Source organism: Lysinibacillus sp. FSL K6-1151, from assembly GCF_038630755.1.
GTDB classification, from domain to species: domain Bacteria; phylum Bacillota; class Bacilli; order Bacillales_A; family Planococcaceae; genus Lysinibacillus; species Lysinibacillus fusiformis_D.
The window spans coordinates 4,291,945-4,315,232 of record NZ_CP152040.1; the positions used below are offsets into that span (position 1 = coordinate 4,291,945).

A 23,288-nucleotide genomic window follows, 5' to 3' on the forward strand; every position below is an offset into this window, starting at 1 on the left:
CATGATCTTCTATCTTATTTTAACTATTGTCATTCTACAAAGACTGACAGAGGTTGTCATTGCCAAACGCAATGAGAAATGGATGTTTTCACAAGGAGCCTATGAAGTAGGTGCCTCTCATTATCCCTATATGGTCACAATGCATGTTAGTTTTTTTCTGTTTTTAATTGTAGAAATCGTCACAAATAACAATGGTATCTCGCCCTTATTCCCATTATTTTTTCTATTATTTATAGCTGTGCAAGCCTTAAGGATTTGGTGTATTCGCTCTTTGGGCTCCTTTTGGAATACAAAAATTCTTATATTACCTGATGCTCAAGTTGTCCGTAAAGGGCCATATGAATATATGCGTCATCCCAATTATGCGGTAGTTTGTTTGGAAATCCTTTTACTACCTCTCATGTTTCAGGCTTACTTTACAGCATTTTGTTTTACATTATTAAATATTACAATGCTTTCTGTACGAATTCCTATAGAAGAAAAAGCATTACGAGATGCTACTAATTATAATCGTGTATTTCAAAAGAAGATTTCGGAGTCTTAACCGAAATCTTCTTTTCTTCTTAATGCCATTCCCAGTTGAATGGGTCCTGTAGACGCTCCCAAGGATTATGGAACTCTTCATCCGTTAATAAACAGTTGTCCAATTGTTTGATTATATCTTCTCGATTTAAATCAATCCCAATAATAACAAGCTGTGTCATTCGATCTCCAAATTCCTCATCCCAATCCTCCAATACTTCAGGACTTTGCTGAAATACATCCTGCTGCTGTGCTTTAGGTAGGGCTGCTACCCAATAAGAAACAGGTTCAATTTTTGCAGATGACCCAGCCTGAGATAATAATAGTGCAACATCCTGATGTCTTGCACTCCAAACAATTCCCTTTGCTCGTACAATCGATTCTGGCATTTGATCACACCACTCGACAAAACGCATCGGATGGAAGGGTCTTTTGCTTTTATAGGTGAATGAAGATATCCCATACTCTTCTGTCTCTGGTGTATGATTTTCATGACCAAGCTCTAATTCCTTTAGCCAACCAGCCGACTCTGAAACCCGTTCAAAGTCAAAGCGACCTGTATTTAAAATATCTGCTGGATCAATCACACCGTTTGTTGTACGAATAAGTTTCGCTTCTGGTTGCAATGCACGCAAAATACGTTCTAACCGTTCAAGCTCCTCTGCCGATACTAAATCACACTTATTTAAGACCAGAACGTCACAAAATTCAATTTGATCAATGAGCAGATCCGCAACATCACGTTCATCTAATTCACCAACCGCTTCCTTACGCTCTAATAAACTTTCCCCCGACTGAAAATCATGCCAAAAGCGATGTGCATCCACGACAGTAACCATTGTATCTAATTGGCAAAACTTCGTTAAATCGATGCCAAGCTCCTCATCTAAATAACTAAATGTTTGTGCGACTGGAATTGGCTCACTAATCCCCGTCGATTCAATCAAAATATAATCAATATTGCCAAGCTTCGCAAGACGTTCCACCTCCTGCAATAAATCCTCTCTTAATGTACAACAAATACAGCCATTGGATAGCTCTACAAATTTTTCCTCTGTACGCGATATACCGCTGCCATTAGCAATCAGCTCCGCATCAATATTAATTTCACTCATATCATTTACAATAACCGCGACACGTAAATCCTTGTTGTTTTGCAATACATGATTCATCATAGTTGTTTTACCAGAACCTAAATAACCACTCAATACTGTAACGGGAATTCTCTTTGTCATTATTACAACTCCTTAAATCGTAATCATTACTATTTACAATTTGTAATTAAATCATACAATATTGGAAAATGCAAAGCTTTTTATTACTTACAAAAATAAACTTGACAATATTCGGTGAGAAATATATCGTTTAAATCGTAACAATTACTATTTAAAAGGAGGGTCATACATGCGTGTTCAAATAACACTAGCCTGCACTGAAACAGGTGATAAAAACTATATAACGACTAAAAATAAACGCAATCACCCAGAAAGATTGGAGCTTAAAAAATACTCCCCTCGCCTGAAACGCGTAACAGTCCATAGAGAAACAAAATAATTTTGCAATGGGATAAATTTGGAGTAGTGCTGATGCATTTATTGAGTGGATTTCTCTATTGTTGGAGCAGGGGCAACATCGTATGTGCGAGGTTATCTAATCTTGGAGCAGATGGGGCTTTCTTTAACACCAGTTTCCACACTTTGAGAGCGCTGTTGACAAACCTTTGAGCGACCTACTCTATTTTGAGAACGAAGTTTAGCTCTTCTCGAGCGGAGCTCAAGCAGCTTTCCCTTCCATCAAACGTAGCACCTCCAACATCCCTTCCAATCGAGCAACTAAAAAATGACTGTTTCAAAGGTATACATTTTGAAACAGTCATTATAAAATTTTCAGCTATACTTGCTTTCTATTGATTTCTAAAGCTAGCTCGTTCAATTTTTGATCTAATTCATCGAGCACCCTTAATCTGAAATTTATTTGTTCATCTATCTGGACTTGTTGCTTTATCGATGAGCTACTACCATCAGTTTGATTTTTGAATTCAACTAATTCATGGGTTAATCTTTCAATTTCTAAATTTTTCATCTCCAACTCTCTTAATAGTTGCTGTTGAAGGCTGTCCGCTTCTACTTTATCCCTATGATATGTTTCTAGCGCCTCTATAATATGCTTCATTTGTTTACCTGTTACTGTTGTATAGTCGCTTATTTTTTTATCTAGACCTTCAATAATAGCTTTATCATTTGTCTCAATCGAAGCTTTATGTGAGACTTGAACACTGTTCTTCAATGACTTATTTTCAGCTCGCAATTCGGCAACTTCCTTTAATAATGCTTCTATGGATGCAATTTGTTTTTTTCTTTGTCCTTCTCGTTTTTGAATTTCTTCATCGTAGGCTTGAAGCTCTTTGTCAAAGTCTCTTTTCAACTTTAATAGCTCCATCGAAAGATCTTTTCTTAGTCTTGTTAATTGTATATTTTCTCGTTCGAGCCGCAGAACTAAAGCATAATAATCACTATCTCTAAGCCTTTTCACTTCATTTTTATACTTGGCTAATTCGGCCCTTAAAAAAATAATCATTTGTTGGAGCTGTATCGGATCATTGTTTTTTACAATATCATTGTCCATCATCACACCCCCTAGCCAGAATACCTTTTTAGTAAATCAACCACCTCTTCAAACTGCATTCTACTTTCCTCTAGTATTTCATCCAACTGCTTTATCCACTCCGCTTCTTGTTGTGGATGTTGTGATTGTTCAGCATCACTCTTTTCGCCTAAGACAAGAGAGGCGATTAATAAATGTAATGTACTTTTTTCAAGAAATGCAAAGCTATTATCCTGTTCATTACGGCGACTTAGTTGCTCCTTCAATAATTGATGGAGCACACTACCAAACTCTTGTTTTTCATTTTCACTCATTGTCTTCCTCCTGTGTTTGGCCCATTCCATTGAGATTAATCGGATTTAAAACGACAATACCATCTGTAAGCTGATCGCAATATGTAAAACCCATAATAGTGCCTGAATATGGTAAATTATGTGACCATTTTATTTGAAAATTAGTAAATGAAATGGTTTCATTCGGTTCGATTATTGATTTTCCTACGGGTTTCAGCCAGTACTCCTCTTTGCTTAATTTATCGTTAAAACGTTCCCAGTTGCTCTGTCCCTGTGTCTTAAAATTTGGCGTAAAATTTTCATGAACATATCTCCCAGAAAAGTAAAATGGCGATTCCTTCGGTAATGTTATACACAGATAGGGGTTTGTAATGGCTGTACTACCGATATTGTGAATATGATAGGAGCCTAAACATAAACTTTCTTGTTCAGGGTCATAAGAAATATTGAACGAGGTTGTAAAATAACTAATGAGGTTGACTCTGTTTGGAATGGTCAGCCCCTCGACCAGCTGTTTAATTTCATAAACATAAGCGTTTGTTTGTTCTTTTAATTCCTGTATCTTGTCTTCTACACGATTTTTCACTCCGTACCTCCTTACTATTTTCCATCAATTGTGCCTAGGCGTAATGGTATCCAGATTATTTTGGAAATCTGCGACATCCGCTGACTTAAAATAAAAAAAAGAGAGGATTATCCTCTCTTCATGATATGACTTTCCTCTATTTGTTAGCACCGTTAACCTAAAGTTGGGAAAATAATAGGGCACTGTTGTGGACGAACTGCAGTTGGACATGAGAATGGTAAGTCTGCTCTTGGTTCGCAGAAAGTTGCTAAGAATTCCACAGTAACTGGGAATGTAGACTGAATGCTTTGACAAACGGCAACAGTAATTGTTAACGCAGAAAACGTAATTGTACCTGTTCCAGCTGCAAGTGTTCCAGTTGTACATACGAAGCAATCTAAATCTGTGTATAAGATTTCAACATCTGTACCTTTAGGAGCACATAATGTCACTTGCTCACAGCGAGAAACTGGAATTTCAGCACTTGTGAAAACAGTACCATTAGGTAAAGTAACGACAATCGTTAGAATGAAGTTCTTTTGAATATTTAAATGTTGCAGACAAACAGTTGATCCATCAATAGAGAATTGACGATTCTCACGGTTCAGGATCACAATTGGGTTTGTAGCAGCTGGAATTACTCTACATGTAACAATTGCACCAGTTAAGTCAGTCGTTGGTGTTACGCCTGGGAATGTAATTGCTCCAGTAGGAGAAATATCAAATGACATTTCTTTTACAATCCAGTCATATACCTTATCGACATTTATACAAATTAGTTCCTGCGCCTGGGATGGCATATGCTCTTGCATCCTTTTGACACCTCCATAAAATTTTTATCTTTCGTTTGTAGCATATGTTTTTCAGCTATAAGTGCATGGGCTAACAAATAGTTCCTTATGATATTTGTTAAAATCAGCAAAGGATCATTTTTCACACACTTTCTTCTTTATAGGAAGACTAAAATGTTGAAAGGACCGGTATATTTGTAACAGAAAGTCAATATTTTTAATAAACTAATAATGGACTGAAAGGGGTGAACTACAATGGAAGAGTCAAAATTGTATACCACTCAAGAAATTGAAAAATTAAAGCAAAAAATTGAAACCTACAGAGAATCGTTAACTTCATTAAAGATGGGAACGTCAATTGAAGATTTCCTTTATATGCAGCAGGAGTTTGATGGACTGAAAACACAAATGGCCCATTTAGAAGGGATCACAGAGACATTAGATAGTAAACAAAATTCGTATATAAAAGGCTATGATGACCAAATAAAGCTTCTTTCAACACAGATTGAATCTTTGAATCAAACCATTGAAGGGATGAATCAAGAGATTTTAGCGGTTTTAAACAAATTATTAACAGTTGAAGAAAATGATACAACAACCATTCCTTCCTCCATTGAATTGCCTTCTCAAACTTCGGCTACTCTTTTACCTAGACAACCTAGAATGGCTCAGACAACAGATCAAACGACGATTACATCAGCACAGCCCTCTTATAGACTACTGCAAAGTTTGGCAGGTAAAGCTACAAACCACCAACTAAATGTAAATAATAGCGCTCCTTCTCCTGGCAATGATCTACAGGCAACTAAGCCTGAAGAGCGACATTTTAATCAACAATATTTTCAATCAATTAATACGCACCCAAGCCAAATATACAATGGTTTATACAGAAACACGACAGTTGAATCCACCTTCCATTTTAAAAATGCCACGGATGCAAAGGAAGTTCCAGTAAGTGTTTATGACCCATCTGCTGTACAGCCTACTTCAAGTGATGAAAACATCGAGAATAATTCTTCTATTGTTCATGAATCGGTTAGCATTGGAACGGAAATAGTAGACGATCCTAGCGAGGTTATGCATTCTGAAAAAGAGGATAACAATCTTGAGTTTTCCCAAATATCTAAAGAATCGTTTGAACAAGTTATTTCGGAATTGCCTAGCGAGCCTGTTAGTCAAGATATTACAGCAATAGTTAGCGAACCTCTCGACCAAGTCATTTCAGAAACAATAGCTGACCCTGTTGACATTTATCATTCTCCTTCTTTAGAAACAGAGGAGTTTGTTGAAGTGTATCAAACCGGAGCAGCTTATGAGGTTCATTCGTCCCTTGAAGAGGAGAATACGCATCCTGAATCTGTAAATAAGCCGATTGAAGAAAATAAGAAGGGAAAGAACTCATTTTTCGATTTCTTTAAAAGATGGAGTTAACTTATTTATTTTTTACATCCACTATGTATTTACACACATAGTGGATGTCATGTTGTTGAAAAAAGGTAATGTCAACGGCATAATAAGCAATTTTGTAAGGCGAGGGGTTGATTTCCGTTCCGCCAGCGTCCTTTCCAGGGGGCGTCCGATGAGCCGCTTCACTCACTTACGCTCGCTCCAGGGTCTCATCTGTGACGCTAAATCCCCTAGGAGTGACGCTGGCTCCACTCCAATCAACCATTCTGCAAAAGTGTCTTTTCCTGAACAAAATAGCCCATTATTTATATTATAAGAGAGGATAGCCTCTTACTTTCAATGTGGAGAAGTGATGTGTGACAATACCCCTCCATAAAAGAGTAGTGAATGCCTTCACTTGAACCTTTGCTAAATTTATTTTATGGGGTGGAAGGCTACTTGAGTCCCGTGGGATAGCGAGACAGGCGAGCCCCTAAACAGGGAAGCGGCTCGGCGCTCGCCCACAGGAAAGCAAGTAGCCTGCAACGGAAATCCATTTTCACCTTTCACATAAATTCTATGGATGGTTTTGTTTTTCAACACTATGACATCCACTATGTATTTACACACATAGTGGATGTCTTTTTGTTTCCAATAAAAACTGTCTTTTAAGAATTCATCGAATTTGTAGGTTTAGAAGATAATTGCCCTTAACCCCCAATCTGAACTGAATAGAATAATGAAGAAAGGGGGTGTAAAAATGTGTTTTAATAACTCAATGTGTGGCTGTTCAGGTAACGGTCATGGAAATGGTGAATGTAGTGCACTTGGACCTTTTGTAGCGATTGATGCAGCATGTATTACTCCACCAGTAGCAACAGGCTCACTCATCCCATTCGCTTCTGGAACAGTTCCGGTTATACTAGTATCACTTGCTACAGGTTTAGTGGATACAGTAAGCCTTGTGGGATTCGGTACATCTATTCCAGGCGTATCCCTTGTAGGTACTAATATTGATTTATCAGCATTAGTTGGAACAGAAGCTTTTTCTGTTTCTAGAGCAGGTTCCATTACATCTATTTCAGCTACATTCTCTGCAACTGTTGGTGTAACTATAATAGGCTCGGCAACAGTTAGAGCACAAGTTTATCACGCGGTAGCAGGAAGCAATGTCTTCACTCCTACAACAGCATTTGTTGACTTAGCACCAGCTCTTTCAACAGTAGTTCTAGGTACTCTAGCAAGTGGTACAGCAAATGTTACTCCAGTACCAGTATCTGCAGGTGACCGTTTATTAATGGTGTTCTCCGCTACTTCGACAGGAGTAATTGCAACTCTTACTGGTAACGCTAGTGCAGGCATTACTATCGTATAAAATATACTATAAAGTTAAGCAAGCAAATAAGTGATTTCCAGTAACTAGGAAATCACTTATTTCTTTCACAAAATACTATTCTTTAGTTCGTCAAAGCATGCTGAATATGAGCCAAATGATGCTTACCGTGCCATGCATAGAGACCAATTGCATGTTCCAATGTTGTTAGCCCTGAATCAGGATGATGAAAGGCTCTTTGTAATTGTTCCTCCGTTAAGCTTGTCAGTAAATAAACCCAACGTTCATGTAAATTTTCAATTAAATTAAAAGAAGTTGCTACTGGCATTTCAGAATCTGGTAATTGTGCCCATTCCGCTTCATTATATGGCTTAATGGTTGGGACATCCTCTGTTAGCGCTAGCTTAAAACGGATATAGCTATTCATATGACTATCGGCAATATGATGGACTAGCTGTGTAACTGTCCAGCCATTTTCACGATAGGATTTAGCCAATGCATGCTCGCTTGCACCACTTAATGCTTCCGCCAGTTGTTTTGGTAATAAACGAATGTCTACAATCCATTCCTGTACTCGCTGTGGAGTCATTTCTTTTGGGAATTGAAATTGTCCAATAGGGTATCGTAGATCTGTCATAGTGCTATCTCCTCCGTTTCTATTCTCTTACTTTTCCATGGTACATTAACAGTATTGCCTATTAAAATAGAAATTGTTTTATAACGTTACTTCCATTTGCTTCTTTACGACCTCAACCAAAGCCCTTAGTGGATGAATAATTGTTTGAGCGGTCTGCTCTTCAAATTGTCTTGCCGCATCCATCATTGAGAGCTGAGCTACGGAGATGGCCTTTTGCTCACTCATTAACTTATGTAGAGCTTGTGAAATAGCATCATTATAAGCTTTCTTTTTCCCTTGCATAATGAGATCAAATGTCCCCTTGATGATTTTTGCCTCAACATTTACTGATTTCCCCTGCTGCCTAGCATATTGGTGAAGTCTTGCCATCGTTCCTTCTACTGTCGCAGGATTTGTAAAAAGAATAATTTGAGACTGTTGCACATTACATATGCTTTCAAAAAAAGGCTCGTCAATCTTTATAATGGGTATCGAGGCATTGAACACATCCTCATTCTCTAATAAAGCAATATAATTTGTACACGTTATTAACATCGCATCCACATCACAGCTAATAATCCATTCTATTTGCTCCTTAACCTTATATGCTACACCATCACTACCTTTCGACACATGCTGTAAAACGCCAGGATCTACAAAATGAAGCAGCTCTAAATCTTCCTCACTTTGAAAAGCTTGCTCTATGTACTCTATATTTGAATGATGAGCATGCAAGCAGCCAAGTTTTTTCATCAATTGTCCCCCCTCTTTCCATTGCAGCTATAGCTAGCTGCTCTCCCATTTCTTCATTCGTTACAACATTACCCAACGAGCCGTATAATTCAATATTTCGTAGAACACTTATACATACTTTACGCTAAATTCCTTTTTTGATCATATTAGTGCATATTCAATTAACTCTGTCGTTGCACTCAGTGTACTAGAGCTTTTTCGTACTCTTGCAAAGCCTGTAGCATCAACTTATATATTCATTGGTGCATCCTTTATCTCTGCTAAAATTACCTTCATAGTTCAACAACTCTTCAATCACCTTTCTTCATATATTTAAACAAAAAGAAACCGTATTATGCACGAATACGGTTTACTACTTTAATTTTTTTCTTTATTTTTTGTTTCCTTTTCAATATGCTTTCTTGCTATTTTTAAACGTTGAATGTCCTTTTTCTTCAGAGGAATAACCTCATCCTTCATCATTTTAATGTATGAAAACATGAGTAACAGTAAAATCACGGTAAAGGGCAATGCGGCAATTAACGAGGCGGTTTGCAATGCTTCAAGCCCTCCTGTGTACAATAAAACACCTGAAATTGCAGCCATTAAAATACCCCATACTAGCTTCGATAATATTGTCGGATTTAAAGAACCTTTTGTTGTCATACTTGCCATAATGAATGTGGCGGAATCGGCAGAGGTAATTAAAAATATAACGATTAACAGTATTCCAATCACAGAGGCAAGCGTTGAAACTGGCAAGTGTTCTAACAACTGGAATAGGGCAACAGTTACATCATTATGAACAGATTGAGCGATTTCTGCATCTTGATGTAAATCAAACCACATAGCTGTTCCACCGAATGTGGCAATCCAAAAGCAAGCAATAATAGGCGGAATAATTAATACCCCTATAATGAATTCTCGAATGGTTCTCCCCTTGGATACACGAGCAATAAAGGAGCCAACAAAGGGTGACCAAGCGATTGCCCATGCCCAGTAAAAGATTGTCCAATCCTTCACCCAAGTTCCCCCAACATATGGCTGCATTCTTAAACTGTATTGAATAAAGTTAGAAATGTAATCACCTATCGCTAATGTAAACGTCTCAAGTATGAAAATCGTTGGACCTGTAATAAAAACGAATAACAGTAAGACAATCGCTAAGGTCATATTGACATTACTCAGAATCTTCATGCCCTTTTGAAGTCCTGTCGTTGCAGACAACATATAGCCAATAAACATGATAAGAATAATGGCTACTTGCAAGATAAATGTATCCGGCAAACCAAAGACGAAAGTCAAACCTCCGTTCGTTTGTAGCACGCCAAGCCCTATGGATGTGGCTACCCCCATAACTGTAGCAATGACCGCAAGAATATCGATCGTTCCTTTAACGACTCGATTTGTTCCCGTTATAGGCTCTAAAGCGGTAGAGATGAGCATATTTCTTTTTTTATTGAATTGAACATAGGCCATAACAAGCCCCAATATGGCATAAACAGACCACTGGCTTAATCCCCAATGAAAGAAGGAATAACCCATTGCCAATCTGGCTGCATCCGTTGAAAGAGGTTCTGTGTCACTAAAGGGTGGTGAAAAGTAATGACTCATAGGCTCAGCCACGCCCCAAAAAACCAGTCCGACACCTAGTCCAGCTGAAAAAAGCATGGAAATCCATGTTAGAAAACTAAATTCTGGACGACCATCTTCAGATCCTAAGCGAATGGTGCCATATTTGCTAATCGCCAAGCCAAATAGAAAAATAACGATAATAAAGACTGCCATTAAATAAAACCAACCAAAATAATCCGTTGTCATATGAAATACGCTGTTTGCTACGTTCTTAAATTTTTCCGGTATCGTTGCTCCGATAATGACTAAGAGTAAAATTGCCCCACTAGAAATAAGAAATACTGGGTTCTTTAAAATTTTATTTTGCATACAGCGCCTCCATTTATCCCAGACAGATGACCAAATTTCCTTTATTATGCGTACAATTCAAGTATTTTATTAATGAAAAAAGAAACCGCATTATCAAAAGACAATGCGGTCTACCTATTATTGTGTTTTCTGCATAAAACGAATTGCTCTACTCATAACAGTTGGTACGATAGAGGCATGATTTTCATCTAAAGCCTCATAAAAATCAACTTCCATTATTTTTTCTAACACCGTTGCCATTTGTCGTGCATCATCCACCATAAAGGTTTCAAGTTCACCTGCGCTAATAAACAATGTTTCATTCATATCTTGATGCTCGTTCAAAAATACTGACGCACATTGTACTAATTCGTGCTCATTCCACCAAATAGAAGGGCTAATAGCTAGATAGCGTTGGAAGCTAGATTGATGGTGAAATAGTTGCCAAAGCGTAAAATAACCGCCTAAGGAGTGACCAAATAATGCTTGCTGAGCTTTATTTACTGGATAATGAGCCTCAATTATTGGCTTTAACTCTTCCTCTATAAAGCGGCTAAAATCTACTGCTCCTCCAAGCTTTTCATGACCTTTTCCTTTAAATCGTGCGGGATAGATATACGTCTCTGCTGGCGCTGTAAAATCGTAAAACCTTCTTTCACGCATATCATCACCATGTTCAATGCCCACAACAATGGCTGGTTGAACTCCTGTTTTCGGTGCATTACGACTTTGTAGACGTACGGCTTCCTTTACAAGATTAAAATAAGATGAGCCATCTAGTACATACAACACTGGAAAACCTTCTTTTGGTGCTTCCTCATTTGGTACAAAGATATTAATCGTATACGTATAATCTGTCAATTTTGAAGTTATTTGTTGTGTAGCATACTCTGTTTTAGCTGTACTCATTTGTTGTCCTCCTTCAAAATGTCATAGCCATAGCACACAGGTGTATTCGTTACAGGATCTTCCATAATGCGAGCATCAATATTAAATACTTTGCGCATCACCTCTGCACTTAAAATTTCCTGTGGCGTTCCAGATTGCATAATAACACCTTTGCGCATCGCAATAAGATGATCTGAATATCTGGCAGCGTGGTTAATATCATGTAGAACCATCACAATTGTACAGTTGTGCTGCTCATTTAAACTTTTGACAATATCCAATACTTCTAACTGATGTGCCATATCTAAATAAGTAGTAGGTTCGTCCAACAACAAAATATTTGTTTCTTGTGCTAATGCCATCGCTAGCCATACACGCTGACGCTGTCCCCCAGAAAGCTGTGCAAGCTCCCGATTGCGATACTCCATCGTATTCGTGACCGTTAACGCCCACTCAATCATTTCCTCATCCTTATTCGTTAAACGATTGACGTTGTTTCGATGTGGATAGCGACCATACGCAATTAACTCCTCCACTTTTAACTGACCTGGAGCAACAGGTGTTTGAGATAATATGGCTAATTTCTTGGCTATATCTTTCGTCGATAAATTTTGCATGTTTTGCTCCTGCAAATAAACCGTCCCTTGTTGCTTTTTTAAAATACGTCCAATCGTCTTAAGGAGGGTTGATTTACCGCAGCCATTCGGGCCAATGATTGTTGTCACTTTGCCCTCCTCTATCGTTAAATTTAATCCCTCAAAGACACGAACCTGCTCATAACCAGAAGCCAAGTTTTCCATTCTAAATGCAGTTTGCACATCTTTTCCTCCTATGCCTTAGATTTCACCAGTAAATACAAGAAATATGGAATCCCAATAATTGAAACAACAATTCCAACAGCTAGCTCCGATGGTGCAAATACGGTTTTGCCGATAAAATCAGCTAAAATTAACAAACCTGCACCAATTAACGCACTCACGGGCATGACATAACGATGCTGAATACCAACAAGTTGCTTCGCAATATGTGGTGCCATTAAACCGATGAAACCAATACTTCCTGATACGGATACACAAGCACTAACAAGACCGACACTGGCTAATAAAAGCTTCATTTTCTCCTTTTCAACCGCAATCCCTAAACTCGTGATGCTATCCTCTTCAAGCTGAAAATAATCCAGTAAATACGATTTCCTATGCACATAAATGCCTAAGATGACAAGCCAAGGAATCATCGTTAGTACAAAAATCCAATTCGCATTATAAATTGAACCTGCCATCCAAATGGCTGCTGATTCAAAATCTTGTGCACTCATTTTTAAGGATAAGAACAGGGATAAAGCTCCGAACCCACTGTTAATGGCTATACCCGTTAATATTAATCGTTGCATATCGAGATGACCATTTTTCAAAGCAAAAGAAAAAATCAGGATAGCCGCAATCGTTCCACCGATAAAACCGAACAATGGCATCATTAAAATAGACAGCCAGCTGCTCATATCTGCACTCACTAGCTTTAATTGAAAGAAGAACATAAATATGACGACTGCCGCACCTGCTCCTGCATTTATCCCTAAAATACCTGGGTCTGCTAGTCCATTACGTGTAATACCTTGTAAAACTACTCCTGCCATTCCTAAGCCAATGCCAACGAGTCCGGCAATGACGATTCGAGGTAAGCGAAATTCAAAAATAACAAGGTCAAATTTAGAATTTGGCTCAATACGCAATAGTGTTTTGATAACATCCATTACAGACATATCGAAAACACCATTTGTAATATGTAGATAGCTCGCAACTAAAATCAGTAAAACAAGCATCGACATAGTCAAAAAGAATACACTTGAGGTATTTTTACGCACGTTTTTCACCTCCGTGCTTACGAACTAGATATAAGAAGAATGGTACACCAACCAATGCTGTTAGGACACCAATTGGCGTTTCAAATGGATAATTGACAACACGACTTAAAACGTCACAGAGCGCTAAGAAAAAGGCACCAATGACAGCCGCGCAAGGAATAATATAGCGATAATCAACACCAACAAGGAAGCGTGTAATATGTGGTATGACTAACCCTACAAAGGCAATTTTTCCTACTAGGGCTACTGCTGTCCCTGTCAAACATACTACAGCTAGCATGCTAATAATACGCACTGCTTTTGTTTTCTGCCCTAGTCCCATGGCAATATCTTCACCTAGTGAAGTAATGGTAATTGCTTTTGCAGATAATAGAGCCAAGACTAATCCTGTCAAACCAAACGGAATAGAAAGGACGAGCATATCCATATCTACCATATGTACCTTTGTGTTATACCAAGCACTTACTGTTTGTGATACTTGGAAATACATAGCAATCGCTGTAGCAATACTACTTAAAAATGTACCAATGACCGTTCCTATAATGGCTAGCCTTACTGGTGATAGACCATTGCGAATTAACGAGCCAAAACCAAAGACAATCCCTGCCCCTAATGCAGAGCCTAGCATTGACAATAAAATCATTTGATAATTTGGTAGCCCTGGAAAAAAAACGATGGCTAATGTGATGACAAATGCAGAGCCATCATTGACCCCCATTAACGAAGGAGATGCTAAATAATTTCGTGTAATCCCCTGCATGACTGCTCCAGCTACTGCTAAAAATCCTCCAACTAGCAATACAGCGGCTACTCTAGGAATACGTCCTGTCCGTATAATTTGATGATCAACATTAGATGGATCGAATGCTGTCATTGACTGCCACACTGTCATTGCACTAATATCTTTAGTTCCATACAGAACGGAAACGAGTGCTATAAGGGCAATCAGGAAAGGAGATACCGCTAATATTGAAAATGACACGATGTTTGTTTTTTTCAACTTTCACACCTTTTTCTTTATCCATTTCGCGAAACACAATGTCGATTACTCAGGTGATATACCCTTTGGAAAACAACTACCTTCAATGAAAAAATACGATATCTTACAAAAGGCTGGTAATAGCCCGGTGATATCACCAAATCTACTACCAGCCTGTTTATCTTATTTAAGTAATTTTTCAGCTGCGGCATCTAAAAATTTCACCTTAGACCAAGCAGTACCACCTTGTGCTAATGGCTCAATTGTGTTGACGAAAACTTGATTATTTTGTGCTGCCTTTAAGCTAGTGAAAATTGGATTCTTTTGTAACTCCTCTAACGCTTTTGGAGAATCCGTATTTTCTGATTCCTCAAATTGAAGGAAAATGGCATCTGGGTTTACTTGCGCTAATGTTTCAAGTGATAATTCAGCTTGTGCTTTTGCAGTTGTTAAAATTTCTGGAACTGGTGCTCCTAAATCTTCATATAGTACAGGGTTTAAATACACACCTGCTGGATAGATGTACATTACGCCACCGCGAACACGAATGATTAACACTTGCTTATCTGCTAATTGCTCTTTGGATTTCACTTGTGCATCAGCAACTTTTGCTTCATAGTCTGAGATGATTTTCTTAGCATCCTCTTCTTTATCAGCTAACTGTGCAAGCAATGTTAAATTTTCCTTCCAGTTTGTTGAAATATGTGAGTATGGAATCATTGTTTGAATTTTATTCAACTTTTCAGCCGTTTCTTCAGGGAATTTCGAAGTACCCACGATTACATCAGGGTCCAGATTAAGAATGGCTTCTGCATTTGGCTCCATTTTATTTCCTACAAGTGTAGCACCTTCAAAATCTGATGCTAGATAAGCAGGAATTTTGCCACCAACTTCAAGTACACCGGCTGGCTTAATACCAAGCATTGCAGCATCTTCCATAGATTCAAGACTTGCAGCGATAATATTGTTCACTTCTGCTGGAAGCTCATATTTCTCACCTAAGTACGTGATTGTCTGTGTTTTAGATTGTTCAGTCTGTGATTCCGTTGCACTTGTTTCTGCTGTATTAGTAGTTGACGTAGACTCCTCTGCCTTATCTGTTCCACATGCAGCCAAAGATAATGCTAAAAGTGCTGGAGCACACATTTTAAAATATTTATTCATAGATATTCTCTCCTAACGAGCTCATATTGATAATGATAATCGTTTTCATATGTATGTCAATACATAATTGATACTCATTATCATTTACGGATACTATCCTAACAAAGTGAAAAAAGATTGTGAATGGACGATTTCGAAAATGACATGGATTTTTGCCGATTTCATCGAAAAAAAACTGCTTCTTTTTTATGAAGAAACAGTTTTTATATATAGTTAGCTTCCTCCATTTTTTCCTTTCGGTATGCTGAAGGTGACAAGCCCGTACATTTTTTAAAAACTCGGCTGAAATAAAAACAATCTACATATCCGACACATTCAGCTACTTCTGCTACAGGAATCACATCATACTCGAGCAATTCCTTTGCACGTCGTATACGATATTCTGTTATATATGTGCTCGGATTCATGCCTGTATGCTGCTCAAACAAATAAGCAAAGCGGCGACGCTCAATACCAAATTCCTTAGAAATATTTGATACGGAAAGTTGCTCCGCATAATTTTCATGTATATACTGTAATGCCTGTTCCATTAACTCACTGGCACTATCTAGAACCTTCATTTTTGCCGCTAAAAGAATATTCTCCAGCAAATTCATAAATAAAGTCTTAGACTTAAATATAGCCATATTCCCCGGAAAGGAATAGCTTTCTATCAATTGCTGAACATGACTAATAATTTGCGTATTAAACCCTGTATTAATTAAAAAATGTTGCTCTGAAAGTGGAAAAAGAGCTACTTCCTCTGTTGGTAGACTGTAGTGAACGACTGCATACTCCCAACCCTTGTGGCCCGTCGCTTTCACTTCGATTGGCATTTGAGGCCCTGCGTGGACAATCATTCCAGGCTCCATCACATAGGGAGTTCCATTAAAGCTAAAGATTGCACTACCTGCAAGGGGAACAACTAATCCACACTTTTCTGGTGCTGTTGTTCTGCCTCTATCAACTTCACCAGGTTCCATTTTTTTAGTAAACACATCTGTAAATTTTACAGAAGCATGTGCAAAATAATCAATTAAATATTTGATATCCATAGGCAAACTCCTATACCTGTATAGCTTTCTGAAGCTGTGAAAAATGATGTACATCGTGATTGATTAATTCTACAAAATAGTCCACAATTGTCAGCTCCGACTGCCCAATTGTAAACGATTGCTGCCATTGCTCATCTGTCAATTGTTGTATGGCCTGAAGCAATCGACTCCTCGTGGAAAATAAAATCTGTCAATGTTGCAAGCATAGGCTGTTCACGACTTTTTTTAGCCGCCATCTTATTCAACTGTGCTGCATCAGGTCCTGTTGGTAAAGGTTCCTCTGTAAAAAGAAAAGGAAGTCGATGATTCAAGACAAATTCATCCCATGACGGAAGATGTCCGATGACCTCAGCAACTGACCATTTTTCAGGTTCGATCGCCATACGCCATTGATTCTCCGATAGTCTCCTCAAATCATTTATCCAGTCAATTGATCTTTCATCATGTTTGATGATATAGATTTTATCTCGTTGCAATAGACTCCCCTTCTTTTTTTACTGAAGTTTAATTTCTAATTTTGGCCAACTTACATGCCATTTCTTTTGAAGAATTCTTTGGCGATAAATTGTATAATAATCCTTACTTTCGAGGAATAATGGTGTCGGCTCTACAATGCCAGCTCCTAAATGCCTAATGCCATATGGTGCAGCAATTTCTAGTGAATCATCTATTAATTTTATCCCAATTGCCGTTGGGATTTCAGGAAAATGAGCGATTCCATCGACAGCAGATTGATACGGCTTACTACCATTTAGCACATGCATTCTTGCCTGATTTTTCACAGACCACGGCTCATTTGGAGATATCTTTCTAAGTTTCTGTTCATACTGTTTTTCTATGTCTTCTGCTAAATTGATTTTATCAAAATATATCACATCAATATCAGCAATTGGTGTTCTTTCTTCTTTTTCATGAAGATAATCCCATACCATGGAACGAATGACCCCAGCACATACCCACCAATCGGGGAGTTGCAATGTATTGATTGTTGATAAAATATTCATCATCCAATCATCTGCTACTATTAAATTTCTTAGTTCTTCCTCCGTTTGTAGTAATCTCACTTCATTAGCCTCCAATTTATATACCACAGTTATATAAGGGCTGTTCAGCTCACATGTGTCTTCACCTTTGGAAGCTGTACAGGTGCATTTATTGTTTTTTATCACACTGGCTTCATTCAATGGCACTATGCGATTGCCATGACACTTGGCTCGATTATTGGCTCCGTTAGGTTTCCTAGCACTGCCAAATATTCCGTTAAAAGTAGCTAAAATACTACTAACACTCATTATTTCATTGTTGTTTGTCCAAGTCGCATTGAAAATAATTTAATAGGCACCACTCAAATGTTCATGAATTAACTTCCATTCATCGTTCACCCAAGTAAAAATATTTGTTGCTCTACCACTACCTGATACAAATTTTTCGTTATGATAACCTTCATAGTGATATGTATAAAGACAGGTAGCCGTCTTTTCATCAATTGTTAACCATTTTACATTACTAGCCGAGTAAACCTCTTCTTTAATGACATGCCATGCATGCTTGAAGTATGCCTCAATCTCTTCTATAGTTGTGCATGTTTTATCAGAAAACCAATAAACCGCTTGTGGATGCAAAATTGCCTTTACTTCTTTAAAATCATGCGTATTTGTTGCTTGTATATAACGTTCTAATGCCTGTTGATGTGTCATTATTTCTCCCCTTTTTTAACAATATTATCCTAAAATTTCATGATTGTCGTGTGATTTTTTGCTCTAACAGCCTATAATGAAGATAAAACTCTAAAGGCGAAGAATTGAGGAGGAAGCTGATGTTAGCAACTATTGAAAAACAATCTAATCGTCATGTCGTAAAGTACAAACGACCGTTACCACATTCAGTAAACGCCGTTTGGAAAGTGATTACTACCAATGAAAAATTGCAAAAATGGATGAGTAATCTTGAAATCATTGATCTACGTAAGAATGGTAAAATGCGTTTTAATATGAACGATGGAACAAATACCTATGAGGAAATAGCTATAACAGATTATATAGAGAAAAAGGTACTCGAATTTGATTGGGGAACAGATTCAGTGAGATTTGAATTGTCTTCTACAGACAATGGCTCATTATTGCTTTTTGCAGAGACTTTGCACGAGCTAACGCAGCACACTTCAAGGGATTTAGCAGGGTGGCATATATGTCTTGATCTGTTAACAGATTTGTTGGATGGCATTGAACATCATAGCTTTCCAATGGAGGAGTGTCAACAACGATTCAACGAATACAAAGAACTGCTGGATAGCTATAAAAAATCCTAGAGTAACCATTACTCTAGGATCACTATTATGGATAAAAGGCAGTGGCTATTTCCAATGCTTTTAAAGGATCTTTGATCGAATCGAGTGTGTAGACAAGCTTTTCATCCTGCCACACGATTAAATTGCCTGATTGATAAACATCCAGCTGAGCCATGCCATATTGCTTAGGAATAGGCAGCATATGACTCTCTAAATATTCTACTGCCTGCTTAGCAAGTTTTACTCCTGCTTCTGGATTATCAGTTCGTGTATGCGAGGCAATGGACCATCGTCCCTCATTCCAACCAGTCCATAATGAGCCAGCACCCGCATTTTGATAACCTTTTATATTATACCCAAGGTCAATTTCTTGCCCACCATTTTGACTAAAGTTATCAAACGCAATCTGTGTGCTTGCCCCTTCTGCGCTTTTATATTGTTTGACCAACAACCTTCCAATGACCGTCGCTGAATTCTTTAATCGTATATCATTAATTGGCATATTCTCTTTGCTTTCATAAAAGATAATTTCAACTAGGTCATCATCAGTCCTTGTTGTAGCTGTTAAAAAGCTTCCTTTAGCAATGGGTAAAGCGGTTGGCATTTTTATTGGTACATTCACATGTATTTGCTCCTTTATTTGTTGAAGAGCCTCAGTCTGTGTCATCGATGTATCAGTATTAGATTGTCTTACAGATGTATCGTTCTTATTGTCATGTGCTTGATGATTAGTAGCTTGATCAGCACAAGCACCTGCTATAGTCATACTTAACAACAAAAAGAGAAATATTATTTTTTTCATCGCTTAAACCTCCATTTACCAGTTTACCTATAATCCATATTTTTCCCTGGCAACAGTTTATTTAAACGCTTAGCTATTTAAGCTCATTGATTTGCTTCGTCAGCTCGTTAAACTTTTGGTCAAGCATTGGGTAATCCTTATCCTTAGCTGTCAAAAAGCTCAGTTTACCTAATATCTCTTGTCGTTCTGTTTCAAGCTTTAAACGAAGTGCGACTGTGTCGTCTACTTGCTTCGGAGCATCTTTTCTCCATTTTTTCTTGATGTGCTGATTGTCAATCTCCCAAACGCTATTCGTTACTTTTTCTAGAAAGTATCGATCATGAGAGACGACAAGTAATGTCCCATTATATTGCGCAAGTGTTCGCTCTAACTGTTCACGCGAAGGTAGGTCAAGATGATTCGTTGGTTCATCTAAAAGAAGAACGTTTTTGTCCTCTAAAATATAAGCCATCAGTTTACACTTGACACGCTCGCCCATGCTCATCTTGCCTATAGCAGATGTCCAATGTGTTGGTGTAAATCCTAGATTCTTCATCAGATTGCGGACTTTCCCACGCTCTTCAAATGTTTCTTGATAAAAATATTGCTCTGGTGTCTGATCTAGTGGTAAATCAAATACTTCCTGTGTTAAATAACCTATGGTTGCTGCAGGGGATAGCCACACCTCTCCCTCAGCTTCTAGCTTCCCTAAAAGAACTTTTAAAAAGCTTGTTTTTCCGCTACCATTCTTTCCTGTAATAGCAATTTTATCTCCAAATTGAGCAGTGATGCTGACATCTTTCAATAACGTACGATCACCAAAAGATAAAGATAAATGCTTGCTCTCCAATAATCGCTTGCCAACACGTTGATTCGTGTTTAAAGAAAAACGAATGTCTGCTTCAGGCTCCACCGCTTCCACCCTTGCCTTCGCAAGCTCTGCCTCTAATCGCCTCTTCTTAGATTTCACTTGTGCGTCTAGCCGCTTTGCCTTCACACGATGATACTCCTTAAAGCCTTCTAGTTTTGTTGACTGTGCATGACCCTTTTGTGACCAAGATGTGAGTTCCTGCATTTGGGCCTCAATCCGATCAATGTTTTTTTGCTGTTTCTCGTAGGCACGTTGCTGCGTCAATCTTCGGTGCTCTCTTTCAGCCATATAGCTTGTATAATTGCCATAATGTTCAATTAAGCTCTGTTCCTCAATAGACCAAATTTTTGTAGCAACCCTATCTAAAAAATAACGGTCATGTGAGACCACAATAATCGTTCCCTTATAGTTTTGTACTTGTTTTATAAGAAAAGCGGTACTTTGCTCATCTAAATGATTCGTCGGTTCATCAAGCAATAGAATTTGAGCATTCTGAGCAAAACCTTCTGCAAGACGCATTTTAAGTTTCTCTCCACCGCTTAAAGCTGCAAATGATCTATTGGGTACCTGCCATTTTGCCAGCAAATCAGCCTCTCTTGCATATATTGCTGGTTTGTCAAAATGAGCTAGCTCCTGTTCAACGATTGTGATTTTTACAGCTGATAACCCTTGTATTACTCCCGCAGTTGGCAATAATGCACCTTGAATCAACTGTAACAATGTCGATTTCCCAGCACCATTTCTTCCAATAATGCCGATAACCTCACCTTGTTTTACGGTGCCTGTCACATGTTCAAATAGTAAAGTATCCTTTATTTCATAACGTACATCCTGTAATTTTAAAAGTTCCTTCATACTATCCACCCTCTCCAGTTGGAGGGACAAAAAAAATCCCTCCAATTATTTTGGAAGGATTAGTCGCTACAATATCATGCACAAATAAGCTATTGTAATAGCTATATTTATCACTCCAAAAGCAAGTTTTGGATGAGCTAAATATTAGCAACTATGGGCCAATATTTAGCTATTATTATGGAAAATGGGCAGACTAATCCTATTTTTGTTTTTCGTGAAATATAAATTTCATGTGCAAAAAATAAGATTAGTTATTCATTAGCCACCCATCTTCCCTTCATTTTTAGTTACCGTCATTGTAACACCTTTTATTAAAAAATAAAAATCTCTACTCTAGAGTAGGTTTATCTAAAACATTCATAGGAGCGAATTTGATTTCTTGAAATGGTACGGAAATACCAGCCATATCTGCGGCTCCAGCGGAAACCCGCAATGATTTCCCTTCCTATAGCAGTTGGGAAAAACCAAAAACTCCGACCAGTGTTCATCCAAATATACGTATTTCTAAACAAACAAGAACGTATACCACTTGATCCTACTCGCCATGCAGGAATCGGTGGCGAAAAACCTGGTGGTGTGCTCATGGGCATTTGTCCTGCCGGAGGAGGTCCGAAATGAGTTGGCCCAAATGACGTTGTTTCAAAATCATCATAATCTCCCCAGCCAGGTCTTCTAAAATTATCTTCTCTAAATGGATTATTGTACACACAAACCCTCCTTTTACATTACTCAATATATGTAAAAGGGCGATTAACCGTTGAGCCATTGCCCATCTATCGAAGGTAATCCGTTACCTATTAATGTATAATGAAAGGGATATTTTTCTAAAAGGAGTCCTTATGAGAAAATTACTGTTACTCTTACTAGCCATTCTTATCGCAGGAAGTATGTGGTTGCTACTTGCTCAAAATCCAGTATCTTCTTCCACTAGTATCCAAGCAAAAATTGCTGACGTGAAAGATTACAAATACTACTTAGATAAAGGCAATGCTGCCATTGGTAAGGACATGACTAAGCTTGATCTAGTGATTGTAGAACCTATTGAAATGCAGCAGAAGTATATTGACAGTGCCCAAAAAAGCGGTACTTTAGTGTATGGCTATATTAATGCAATGGAGGCAGATAAATGGAACAAAGCCCTCTACCATCAATTAAACGAAGAAGACTTTTATCGAAATAAACAAGGTGAAAAAGTGTATTTTGCTGAATGGGATTCCTATTTAATGGATATGACTTCGAGTCATTATCAAGAACTTTTACTAACGGAAATCCAGAAGCAAATTGTACAGAAAGGCTTAGACGGTGTGTTTTTAGATACGGTTGGTAATATTAATTCTTATTTACCCCAAGACGAGCAAACATGGCAAAATGAAGCCATGTTATCATTTCTCCAACAAATTAAAAAACACAATCCTGAACTATCTGTTGCTCAGAATTGGGGGTTTCAAACACTAGCTGATTATACAGCACCCTATGTTGACTTTATTATGTGGGAAGACTTTTCTTACCCAGTGGTAGGAAAAGACGAATGGTCACTCGATATGATGCAAAAACTCGTCCATATACGAGATGAATTTGGTACACAGGTTATGGCAATTAGTTTTGAAGATGCAACAAAAAGTCGTGCATTAGCTGAGAAGTTTGATTTTAAATTCTTTTATAGCCCTGCTGGTTCATACTATAACACCTGGCAGTGACGATATCCCCCCACAAAAAGACTACTGTTTTTGTGGGGGATATTTTGTTTAAGTGCTCACCTCATGGGTAGACTAAAAGAAATTCAGCTTGAGGTGATATGATTGG

General features: G+C 38.0%; 27 protein-coding genes and 1 pseudogene. 7 read left to right on the forward strand and 21 right to left on the reverse strand.

The genetic code is table 11. The features are described 5' to 3' along the window. The first annotated feature begins 1 nt into the window (after position 1). Positions 2–544, forward strand: a complete 543-nt coding sequence (locus MHI04_RS20730) for an isoprenylcysteine carboxyl methyltransferase family protein (protein WP_101966888.1) — start codon at positions 2–4, stop codon at positions 542–544. A 19-nt stretch (positions 545–563) separates the two neighbouring features. On the opposite strand, the gene MHI04_RS20735 is transcribed toward MHI04_RS20730, so the two are convergent. Further along, positions 564–1,757 carry a GTP-binding protein gene (locus MHI04_RS20735; protein ID WP_036128614.1) on the reverse strand — a complete coding sequence of 398 codons (1,194 nt, stop codon included), beginning with the start codon at positions 1,755–1,757 and terminating at the stop codon, positions 564–566. 169 nt (positions 1,758–1,926) lie between these two features. Between MHI04_RS20735 and rpmG the strand changes: the two genes are divergently transcribed. Continuing rightward, the gene (gene rpmG, locus MHI04_RS20740) at positions 1,927–2,076 is read left to right on the forward strand and encodes a 50S ribosomal protein L33 (protein ID WP_036128616.1); all 150 of its coding nucleotides are present in this window, start codon (positions 1,927–1,929) and stop codon (positions 2,074–2,076) included. A 336-nt stretch (positions 2,077–2,412) separates the two neighbouring features. Here the strand turns inward: rpmG and MHI04_RS20745 are convergent, their stop codons facing one another. The 4 genes from MHI04_RS20745 to MHI04_RS20760 form a co-directional block, all read right to left on the reverse strand. Further along, positions 2,413–3,150, reverse strand: coding sequence for a hypothetical protein (locus MHI04_RS20745; RefSeq protein ID WP_230593978.1), 738 nt, complete (start codon positions 3,148–3,150; stop codon positions 2,413–2,415). 8 nt (positions 3,151–3,158) lie between these two features. Further along, entirely contained in the window at positions 3,159–3,440 is a 282-nt protein-coding gene (locus MHI04_RS20750) for a hypothetical protein (protein ID WP_036128620.1), read from the reverse strand. Continuing rightward, positions 3,433–4,005 (reverse strand): hypothetical protein, encoded by a 573-nt coding sequence (locus tag MHI04_RS20755; RefSeq protein ID WP_036128622.1) that lies wholly within the window; start codon positions 4,003–4,005, stop codon positions 3,433–3,435. Before MHI04_RS20755 ends, MHI04_RS20750 begins: the two co-directional genes overlap by 8 nt. A gap of 152 nt (positions 4,006–4,157) precedes the next feature. Continuing rightward, positions 4,158–4,796, reverse strand: coding sequence for a hypothetical protein (locus tag MHI04_RS20760; protein WP_036128625.1), 639 nt, complete (start codon positions 4,794–4,796; stop codon positions 4,158–4,160). 234 nt (positions 4,797–5,030) lie between these two features. Between MHI04_RS20760 and MHI04_RS20765 the strand changes: the two genes are divergently transcribed. Both MHI04_RS20765 and MHI04_RS20770 read left to right on the forward strand, forming a co-directional pair. After that, positions 5,031–6,206, forward strand: coding sequence for a hypothetical protein (locus tag MHI04_RS20765; RefSeq protein WP_342535144.1), 1,176 nt, complete (start codon positions 5,031–5,033; stop codon positions 6,204–6,206). 715 nt (positions 6,207–6,921) lie between these two features. Then, positions 6,922–7,536: an exosporium glycoprotein BclB-related protein gene (locus MHI04_RS20770; RefSeq protein ID WP_036128630.1), complete on the forward strand. Its 615-nt coding sequence runs from the start codon at positions 6,922–6,924 to the stop codon at positions 7,534–7,536. 82 nt (positions 7,537–7,618) lie between these two features. On the opposite strand, the gene MHI04_RS20775 is transcribed toward MHI04_RS20770, so the two are convergent. The 12 genes from MHI04_RS20775 to MHI04_RS20830 all read right to left on the reverse strand — a co-directional run bounded on the left by MHI04_RS20775 (position 7,619) and on the right by MHI04_RS20830 (position 17,755). Beyond that, positions 7,619–8,131 (reverse strand): YfiT family bacillithiol transferase, encoded by a 513-nt coding sequence (locus MHI04_RS20775; RefSeq protein WP_036128632.1) that lies wholly within the window; start codon positions 8,129–8,131, stop codon positions 7,619–7,621. Between the two features lie 78 nt (positions 8,132–8,209). Further along, on the reverse strand, positions 8,210–8,866 hold the full coding sequence (locus MHI04_RS20780) for a hypothetical protein (protein WP_342535146.1): 657 nt from the start codon (positions 8,864–8,866) through the stop codon (positions 8,210–8,212). Between the two features lie 354 nt (positions 8,867–9,220). Next, positions 9,221–10,786, reverse strand: coding sequence for a BCCT family transporter (locus MHI04_RS20785; protein ID WP_089933734.1), 1,566 nt, complete (start codon positions 10,784–10,786; stop codon positions 9,221–9,223). A gap of 117 nt (positions 10,787–10,903) precedes the next feature. Beyond that, positions 10,904–11,674, reverse strand: a complete 771-nt coding sequence (locus tag MHI04_RS20790; RefSeq protein WP_342535147.1) for an alpha/beta hydrolase-fold protein — start codon at positions 11,672–11,674, stop codon at positions 10,904–10,906. Next, entirely contained in the window at positions 11,671–12,453 is a 783-nt protein-coding gene (locus MHI04_RS20795; protein WP_036128674.1) for an ABC transporter ATP-binding protein, read from the reverse strand. The genes MHI04_RS20790 and MHI04_RS20795 overlap by 4 nt, the downstream gene beginning before the upstream one ends. Before the next feature lie 29 nt (positions 12,454–12,482). Continuing rightward, complete coding sequence (locus MHI04_RS20800) at positions 12,483–13,514, reverse strand: iron ABC transporter permease (RefSeq protein ID WP_271911233.1); 1,032 nt, start codon at positions 13,512–13,514, stop codon at positions 12,483–12,485. Beyond that, a complete protein-coding gene (locus tag MHI04_RS20805; RefSeq protein ID WP_058843890.1) occupies positions 13,507–14,514 on the reverse strand; it encodes an iron ABC transporter permease in 1,008 nt (335 codons plus the stop codon). The genes MHI04_RS20800 and MHI04_RS20805 overlap by 8 nt, the downstream gene beginning before the upstream one ends. A 162-nt stretch (positions 14,515–14,676) precedes the next feature. After that, complete coding sequence (locus tag MHI04_RS20810; RefSeq protein ID WP_058843889.1) at positions 14,677–15,657, reverse strand: ABC transporter substrate-binding protein; 981 nt, start codon at positions 15,655–15,657, stop codon at positions 14,677–14,679. A gap of 203 nt (positions 15,658–15,860) precedes the next feature. After that, positions 15,861–16,691 (reverse strand): AraC family transcriptional regulator, encoded by an 831-nt coding sequence (locus MHI04_RS20815; protein WP_036128644.1) that lies wholly within the window; start codon positions 16,689–16,691, stop codon positions 15,861–15,863. Between the two features lie 10 nt (positions 16,692–16,701). Next, complete coding sequence (locus MHI04_RS20820) at positions 16,702–16,854, reverse strand: hypothetical protein (protein ID WP_342535148.1); 153 nt, start codon at positions 16,852–16,854, stop codon at positions 16,702–16,704. Further along, positions 16,823–17,167 carry a DinB family protein gene (locus MHI04_RS20825; protein ID WP_342535149.1) on the reverse strand — a complete coding sequence of 115 codons (345 nt, stop codon included), beginning with the start codon at positions 17,165–17,167 and terminating at the stop codon, positions 16,823–16,825. The genes MHI04_RS20820 and MHI04_RS20825 overlap by 32 nt, the downstream gene beginning before the upstream one ends. 18 nt (positions 17,168–17,185) lie before the next feature. After that, complete coding sequence (locus MHI04_RS20830) at positions 17,186–17,755, reverse strand: nucleotidyltransferase family protein (protein ID WP_342535150.1); 570 nt, start codon at positions 17,753–17,755, stop codon at positions 17,186–17,188. 9 nt (positions 17,756–17,764) lie between these two features. Between MHI04_RS20830 and MHI04_RS20835 the strand changes: the two are divergent. Continuing rightward, positions 17,765–18,026: pseudogene (locus MHI04_RS20835) on the forward strand (sulfite exporter TauE/SafE family protein); the annotation flags it as partial. On the opposite strand, the gene MHI04_RS20840 reads toward MHI04_RS20835, so the two are convergent. Further along, a complete protein-coding gene (locus tag MHI04_RS20840) occupies positions 18,023–18,388 on the reverse strand; it encodes a nuclear transport factor 2 family protein (protein ID WP_036128648.1) in 366 nt (121 codons plus the stop codon). The pseudogene MHI04_RS20835 and the gene MHI04_RS20840 sit on opposite strands and share 4 nt — an antisense overlap. Positions 18,389–18,507: 119 nt before the next feature. On the opposite strand from MHI04_RS20840, the gene MHI04_RS20845 reads away from it, so the two are divergent. Further along, complete coding sequence (locus MHI04_RS20845) at positions 18,508–18,999, forward strand: SRPBCC family protein (RefSeq protein ID WP_342535151.1); 492 nt, start codon at positions 18,508–18,510, stop codon at positions 18,997–18,999. 25 nt (positions 19,000–19,024) lie between these two features. Here MHI04_RS20845 and MHI04_RS20850 read toward each other — a convergent pair whose 3' ends face one another. The 3 genes from MHI04_RS20850 to MHI04_RS20860 all read right to left on the reverse strand — a co-directional run bounded on the left by MHI04_RS20850 (position 19,025) and on the right by MHI04_RS20860 (position 22,192). Beyond that, on the reverse strand, positions 19,025–19,780 hold the full coding sequence (locus MHI04_RS20850) for a hypothetical protein (RefSeq protein ID WP_342535152.1): 756 nt from the start codon (positions 19,778–19,780) through the stop codon (positions 19,025–19,027). A 73-nt stretch (positions 19,781–19,853) separates the two neighbouring features. After that, positions 19,854–21,485: an ABC-F type ribosomal protection protein gene (gene abc-f, locus MHI04_RS20855; protein ID WP_342535153.1), complete on the reverse strand. Its 1,632-nt coding sequence runs from the start codon at positions 21,483–21,485 to the stop codon at positions 19,854–19,856. Positions 21,486–21,829: 344 nt separating this feature from the next. Beyond that, complete coding sequence (locus MHI04_RS20860; RefSeq protein ID WP_080717174.1) at positions 21,830–22,192, reverse strand: hypothetical protein; 363 nt, start codon at positions 22,190–22,192, stop codon at positions 21,830–21,832. Positions 22,193–22,324: 132 nt separating this feature from the next. On the opposite strand from MHI04_RS20860, the gene MHI04_RS20865 reads away from it, so the two are divergent. Beyond that, the gene (locus MHI04_RS20865) at positions 22,325–23,182 is read left to right on the forward strand and encodes an endo alpha-1,4 polygalactosaminidase (protein ID WP_058843883.1); all 858 of its coding nucleotides are present in this window, start codon (positions 22,325–22,327) and stop codon (positions 23,180–23,182) included. Positions 23,183–23,288 lie beyond the last annotated feature (106 nt).

Coding starts and splice junctions, on each gene's coding strand:
- MHI04_RS20745 (WP_230593978.1), bottom strand. CDS start 3,150: ATGATGGACAATGATATTGTAAAAAACAATGATCCGATACAGCTCCAA.
- MHI04_RS20775 (WP_036128632.1), bottom strand. CDS start 8,131: ATGACAGATCTACGATACCCTATTGGACAATTTCAATTCCCAAAAGAA.
- MHI04_RS20765 (WP_342535144.1), top strand. CDS start 5,031: ATGGAAGAGTCAAAATTGTATACCACTCAAGAAATTGAAAAATTAAAG.
- MHI04_RS20785 (WP_089933734.1), bottom strand. CDS start 10,786: ATGCAAAATAAAATTTTAAAGAACCCAGTATTTCTTATTTCTAGTGGG.
- MHI04_RS20815 (WP_036128644.1), bottom strand. CDS start 16,691: ATGGATATCAAATATTTAATTGATTATTTTGCACATGCTTCTGTAAAA.
- MHI04_RS20865 (WP_058843883.1), top strand. CDS start 22,325: ATGAGAAAATTACTGTTACTCTTACTAGCCATTCTTATCGCAGGAAGT.
- MHI04_RS20845 (WP_342535151.1), top strand. CDS start 18,508: ATGTTAGCAACTATTGAAAAACAATCTAATCGTCATGTCGTAAAGTAC.
- MHI04_RS20850 (WP_342535152.1), bottom strand. CDS start 19,780: ATGAAAAAAATAATATTTCTCTTTTTGTTGTTAAGTATGACTATAGCA.
- rpmG (WP_036128616.1), top strand. CDS start 1,927: ATGCGTGTTCAAATAACACTAGCCTGCACTGAAACAGGTGATAAAAAC.
- MHI04_RS20840 (WP_036128648.1), bottom strand. CDS start 18,388: ATGACACATCAACAGGCATTAGAACGTTATATACAAGCAACAAATACG.
- MHI04_RS20770 (WP_036128630.1), top strand. CDS start 6,922: ATGTGTTTTAATAACTCAATGTGTGGCTGTTCAGGTAACGGTCATGGA.
- MHI04_RS20750 (WP_036128620.1), bottom strand. CDS start 3,440: ATGAGTGAAAATGAAAAACAAGAGTTTGGTAGTGTGCTCCATCAATTA.
- MHI04_RS20730 (WP_101966888.1), top strand. CDS start 2: ATGATCTTCTATCTTATTTTAACTATTGTCATTCTACAAAGACTGACA.
- MHI04_RS20735 (WP_036128614.1), bottom strand. CDS start 1,757: ATGACAAAGAGAATTCCCGTTACAGTATTGAGTGGTTATTTAGGTTCT.
- MHI04_RS20810 (WP_058843889.1), bottom strand. CDS start 15,657: ATGAATAAATATTTTAAAATGTGTGCTCCAGCACTTTTAGCATTATCT.
- MHI04_RS20760 (WP_036128625.1), bottom strand. CDS start 4,796: ATGCAAGAGCATATGCCATCCCAGGCGCAGGAACTAATTTGTATAAAT.
- abc-f (WP_342535153.1), bottom strand. CDS start 21,485: ATGAAGGAACTTTTAAAATTACAGGATGTACGTTATGAAATAAAGGAT.
- MHI04_RS20795 (WP_036128674.1), bottom strand. CDS start 12,453: ATGGAAAACTTGGCTTCTGGTTATGAGCAGGTTCGTGTCTTTGAGGGA.
- MHI04_RS20790 (WP_342535147.1), bottom strand. CDS start 11,674: ATGAGTACAGCTAAAACAGAGTATGCTACACAACAAATAACTTCAAAA.